The sequence below is a fragment of the Bifidobacterium imperatoris genome (assembly GCF_002860405.1).
GTDB lineage: Bacteria > Actinomycetota > Actinomycetes > Actinomycetales > Bifidobacteriaceae > Bifidobacterium > Bifidobacterium imperatoris.
On record NZ_NMWV01000021.1, the window covers coordinates 36,847 to 43,319 of the forward strand.

The window sequence follows — 6,473 nt, forward strand, 5'->3', positions numbered from 1 at the left end:
CAATGGGGAAAATTTGCGAAACCGTATTCGCTTGATTATGATATGAAATCAGTTCTAGCGGGTCGCTCCAACCTCGGCATCCAAAGCAGGATACTGAAATCAGACCTACTGAATCCTCATTCCAAACCCCTATAACCAATGAAGGCAAAACCGGCGAACAATACAGACTGCGTAGTCTGACGTTCCACGGTATAAGTTCCGGCCGCACGGCTGCGGCTCAATCCTCAAGCACATAGGCGAGAGGCCGGGGCAGAGAGGTTCAAGCAGGAATGCATCAATCAGCACGAAAGCGGTGGCTCGCGTCAGTGGGCGCAGTCGCCGCAGTCGCCACGCTGGCCACTGGCGGCGCGTTCACCGCAAATGCGGCGGACACAATGAGCCATCCCAATGCGGATGTGGCCTATCCAACATTTACCGGTTCCAGCGATCCGATGAAAACGGCCGAAAACACGGTCTCCTACAATCCGACCACCAGCTATCTGGCCGAAACCTTCGCCAAGGATCAAGCCAACGGTGCCGGCACTGATACAGACCATGATTTCTGGATTGATTCGATTCTGGCCCGCACCGGCGCGCAGCCGAACGGCAAGAGCTCCAACAGCAAGGGCGATTACACCTATGAGGGCTCCGATGGCAACAACTATCTGTTCACTCGTGGCCGCGCCGCCTACATGTACACGCACACCCCAGGCCGTCTGGGCTTCGTGGGCGATACCGCATACTGGGACCAGACCAGCCAGAACGGCTATACCATTACGGTGGAAGCGGACGGCAAGACCCAGACGCTCAACGAAGACACGTCACAGCGCAAGCAGACCCCAAGCTACTTCAAGACGGTATTCCAGACCAGCGGCAAGACGCTGAAAATCACCGAAGTCAAATACATCACCAACAACAACGTCATGGTGACCAACCTGACTGTGGAAAGCACCGCTGACCGTGACGTAACCATTACCGCAGCCTCGCCGTTCGCCACCACCGGCGATGATGGCGCTGCCGAACTGACCGGTCGCTTCAACGTCAAGAACAATCTGACCACCATCTACCCACGCTTCTCCGGCAACGATTTCACCGTTTCCAGTGGCAAGCTCACCTCCACGCTGAGCCTTAAGTCAGGCGAAGCACAGACCACCAAGCTGCAGCTCGGTCTGATCGCCAACGAACTGCCGGATTCCACCACCGAGTACGAAGCTCGTTACACCGGTGATCTCAAGGATCCGGCCGCTTCCTACAAGGATTCCGTCACCACCTACAACCAATGGTGGGTCGACAACGCTCCCTATGTGGATACCCCGGAAGACAACATCGACAAAACCGTGGTCTACCGCTGGTGGCTGAGCCGATTCAACATGCTCGACGCCAACATGCCCGGCAACACCTTCCAGTACCCAACCTCCATCGAAGGCGTGCTCGGCTACAACAACCAGATCGTGCTCACCTCCGGCATGTTCATGATGGACACCAAGTGGTTCCGCAACCCGGAGTACTCCTACGGCACATGGCTTTCCGCCGGCGATACCGCCAAGAAGGGCAAGTCCGGCTATTACTACTACCACGACAACCCGGGCGATCCAGCCAACTGGAACCACAGCTACACGCAGTACATCACGCGCGCCGGCTGGGATTCCTACAAGGTGCATGGCGGTCCATCCACCGTGGCCGAGAAGCTCGCCGATCAGGGCGCCGAAGATGTGCAAGGTCTGCTCAACTCCAACACCGAGTCGGACAACAACGACAACCAGAACAACAACAAGAACAGCCTGATCGACTGGTCCTGGTGGTCGATGACCGGTAATGATGCCGACGCAGTCTCCTTCTCCGAACCGGGACGCTCCGGGCAGCGTATGGATCGAGCTGACGGCTCCGCCAACATGTGGGCCAACGCCAACGCCGCAGCCCAGGCATACAAGGCCGCAGGCGATACCGCCAACGCTGAGAAGATGCAGAAGATTGCCGACAACATCAAGCAGGATGTTCTTGACAACCTGTGGGATTCCTCCGACAATCTGATCAAGCACAAGTGGCTCAGCGATGGTGCCTTCGCCAAGTACAAGGAAATCAACAATTACTACCCGTACTCCGAAGGGCTGATGCCAACCGGCAACAGTGACTACAACCAGGCGCTGCGCCTGTTCGCCGATTCCGACGAGTTCCCGATCTTCCCGTTCTTCACCGCCAACCAGGCGGATAAGGCGGCCCTGAACTTCCCAGGTTCCAACAACTTCTCCATCATCAATGCTCAGCCGTTGCTGCAGGTGTACTCCTCTGGCATTCGCAACTACGATGCCAACAAGAACGGCTACATCACCAACGAACAATTCAAGAAACTGCTGTACTGGGTGGCATTCGCCCACTATCAGGGCGGCAACAACGAGTACCCGGACCAGAACGAATTCTGGAACGAGGACAATAACAATGTTGGCGATCTGAACGGTGATGGCAAAGTCAACAACCAGGATAAGAACCTGGATGCTGCACAGAATGGTGGCAAAATCACTTATCGCTCCTGGATTCACCACACCCAGCTCGGCACTACGAACTGGACGATGATTGAGGACGTGGCCGGCATGGTGCCGCGCGAGGACAACAAGATCGAGCTCAACCCGATTGAAATCCCCGGCTGGAACTACTTCACCGTCAACAACCTGAGCTACCACGGTCAGGATGTTTCCATCGTGTGGGATAAGGATGGTAGCCACTACGGTGGTCCCGCAGGCTACAGCCTGTATGTGGGAGGCAAGCTCGCCTTTACTTCCGACAAGCTCGCTCACCTTATCTACGATCCATCCGCAGGTACTGTTGAGGACGCTGATAAGGCAGGCGTGACCATCACCAGCGCCACCGGCTCCGACCTCAAGGCTGCCAACCAGGTTGCCTTCACTGCTGACCAGCGCGTGACCGATTTGTTCGCCAAGGCTGGCACGAACGTCGACTCCGCTTCCAAGTCCACCACCAACGTTGCTGAAGGCGGCAGCACCGAAGCCACCTACAACGATGCCAAGGGCTATGAAAAGGAGAACGCCGTTGACGGCAAGACCGTGATGGAATCGTTCTGGGGTACCAAGGGCTCTAAGAATAAGACCGATTCCTTGACTGTCACATTCAAGAATGGCGCTCAGGATATTGATGATATCCGCCTCTACTACTACCAGACTTCGTCCAGCCAGACGATTTCCGGTTACGCAGAACCCGCCAACTACAAGCTGGAGTATCAGAAGGAAGACGGCACATGGGTCCCGATTGAGGGCCAAGTGCGCACGCCGAATTACGCCAGCGCCAACTACAACCGTATCCAATTCACACCAGTGAAGGCCAAGGCCATTCGCGCCACCTTCACGCCGCAAGCTGGCATGGCTGTAGGCATTAAGGAAATCGAGGCCTACAACACTGGTATCAAGCCGACCGGTGCTTCTGAGAATCAGGCACCTGAAGTTGACGCCTATGTTTCCTCCAGCACAGCATCCGGCGCCACCCTCGTCGGTACCGTGAAGGATGACGGTTTGCCGGCCGATGGTGAGATCTCCACCAAGTGGGAACTCGTCTCCGGTCCGGAAGGCGGCACCGCCAAGTTCGTGGACGATACGGCTGCCAGCACCACCGTCACCTTCAATAAGGAAGGCGACTATGTGCTGAAGCTCACCGCATCCGATGGTGAACTGAGCACTGACAAGCAGATCACCGTGCATGGCATCCCGTCTGACGGGACCGTGAACGTGGCCCCGCAGTCCTCCGCCTCCGCCAGCTACACCAACGGCTACCAGCCAAAGGATAATGCCAAGAAGGTCGTCGATGGTCAGGTGGTGTATACCAACACTCCGAACGAGACCTGGAACAACTGGGGAGACAACACTGGCGTTGAGCCGTGGCTGCAACTGCAGTGGTCCGGCAAGGTGCCGTTGAAGAAGGCCAAGCTGTACTTCTGGACTGACGGCGGCGGCGTGCCGATGGTCAGCTCCTGGAAGTTGCAGTATGCCGACGCTGACGGCAACTGGCAGGATGTGAAGCTGGCTGACGGTCAGTCCTACACCACGAACCAGAATCAGGGCAACGAGGTGAAGTTCGCCGAAACCATCGAAACCGACAAGTTGCGTGTGGTCTTCCCGAAGGGTGCGATTGTGGGTGCCTCCGAGTTTGAGACATACGCCATCGAGCCGCAGTCCGTGGACGAGGTGAGCCGCATGGTGCAGACCGGCACCAAGGCCGCCGATCTCAACCTGCCGAAGACGGTAAGCGCCACTTACACCGATGGTTCCCGCCGTGACCTCGCAGTCACTTGGGGCAATGTAACCGATGCTCAGCTGGTCGATGGCGCCAACATCGATGTGAAGGGTACGGTTGCCGGTGCTCTGAGTGGTTCAGTGGCACATGTTTCCGTTCGCTCCGATGCCAACGCGCAGACCAAGGGCAACGCTCAGCCGGTTGAACAAACCGTCTACCAGAACTCCAAGTCCATCGATCTGCCTGCCACGGTTCCGGTAAAGTTCCCGAACGGTGTGAACGATGACCGCGAAGTCACTTGGAAGACCGCCGACGTCAAGGCCATCGATCTGACCAAGGTTGGTGACTACACGGTAAGCGGCACCGTCAAGGACGGTTCCTCTGATGCGGCCGCAACACTGACTGTACATGTGGTTACCGATCCGAACGGTTCCTCCGAGCCGGAGCCGGAACCCGAACCGCTGACCGGTTGGATTGAAGGCAAGGCTACGAACACCTCGGCTTCTGCTGAAGCCAGCTGGTCCAAGGCCGAAGGCAAGCTCAACGACGGCGTAGTCGTTGATGACACTTGGCCCGATACCGACGATCAGGACGTGAACGCCAAGGTCTGGGGATCCTGGGGTGCTGCCGTTGATGGCATGTACGCTCAGTATGACTTCGGCCAGAACGTGACCGTGGATTCCAGCCGCGCCCAGTTCTGGGCAAACTTCGCCGAAACTGATGATGCCAAGGGCGGTCTGGAAATTCCAGACGCTTGGAAGATTCAGTACCTCGCTGAGGACGGTTCCTGGAAGGATGTTGAGTCCACTGACGATGGTGCGTACCAGACCGTGCGCAACTCGCCTGCCGCTCGCGCCACCGAGAACGATGGTTGGAGCACCGTGACCTTCAAGCCAGTCACCACCAAGTCGCTGCGACTCGTACTCACCCCGCACACCGGCACCGGTACTTTCGGTGCGGCAGTGGCCGAATGGGGCGTGCACGCTGTCGATAAGACCGAGCCTGAGCCCGAGCAGGTGGATAAGACCGCGCTCCAGTCCGCTCTCGAGGCAGCCAACAGTCTCGACGGCACCAAGTTCGCCGCCGATGCATATGCCGAGTTCCAGCAGGCTATCGCCTCTGCGCAGGCTGTCTACGATGCTGCCGATGCTACTGCCGAAGATGTTGCCAAGGCTGTCGAAGCGCTGAATGCCGCTCAAGACAAGCTCAAGGGCTACACTCTGGCCGACGCACAGGCTAAGAGCGATCTGCAGACTTTGGTTGATCAGGCCAAGCAAGCCAAGGCTGATTCCTCCAAATACACAGATGATTCATTCAAGGCCGCCAAGCTGGATGAGGCTATCGAGGCTGGTGAAGCCGCGCTTGCCAAGGGCGATCAGGCTCTGGCCACTGAGGTTTCCGGTGCTACTGCCGGTCTGAAGACTGCTCTGAAGACCTTGGTCAAGAAGGTCGTCAAGGACAATCTCCAGACTTCGATTGATCGTGCTAGCAAGGCTGACAAGTCGAAGTACACCGAGAAGGCTTGGAATGCGTTGCAGGATGCCATCAAGGCTGCGCAGACGGTCTTCGACAATGCTGATGCCACGCAGTCGGAAGTCGATGCCGCTCAGGACGCACTTGACAAGGCCTACTACAACATCAAGGGTGAGCAGAAGCCAGGTTCTCAGCAGCCCGGTGTGACTGACGGCAAGAAGAAGGGTGGCTTGACCGACACTGGTGCTGCGGTATCCGCAGTGGCAGCTGCAGCGGTGCTGCTCGCCGCAGCAGGTGTGACCATCCTGAAGCGCCGCCAATCCGGTACCCGATAATCCAATCCATTTGGTTTAGTCGGCCATAGTATCAGTACAGCCCTCGCCAGCGCGGGGGCTGTCTTTTGCTTGATAATCGAGGTGCCTCATTTGAAAATGAGCGCGTAATCCGGAGTGGTGCCTCACCTGTGGTGAGCGTGAAATCCTAGTCCGCGTCGGCTTGTGGGGTTTCGTCGTCTTCCGGTTCGACGCCCGCGATCCGGGCGAGCGTCTTGTTCAAGTATGCCATGTCCGGGCCCATGCGTCTGGCCAGCCGCGCGGTGCGCGGTGCCGCCAGTGCTTCGAGCCGGTCCTGGATGTCGTGGATGCGGCGGACGAGCTCGGCCGGGTTCACGGTCGCGAGCGTGTGTTCGATCTCCTCTCGCTTGTCGTCGGGTATGAAGCCGGGGCCGCCGGCGGCCCTGTCCGCCTCGTCGAACTCCTTGAGCCGCTCCCACGGGGTGCGTG

The 6,473-nt window shown here is 58.0% G+C and carries 1 protein-coding gene and 1 pseudogene; one reads left to right on the top strand and one right to left on the bottom strand.

The window, feature by feature from the left end:
• Positions 1 to 269: 269 nt before the first annotated feature.
• Complete coding sequence (gene hypBA2 / locus Tam1G_RS07825; RefSeq protein WP_101626102.1) at positions 270 to 6,026, top strand: beta-L-arabinobiosidase HypBA2; 5,757 nt, start codon at positions 270 to 272, stop codon at positions 6,024 to 6,026.
• Positions 6,027 to 6,171: 145 nt separating this feature from the next.
• On the opposite strand, the pseudogene Tam1G_RS07830 reads toward hypBA2, so the two are convergent.
• Positions 6,172 to 6,473: pseudogene (locus Tam1G_RS07830) on the bottom strand (integrase catalytic domain-containing protein); the annotation flags it as partial.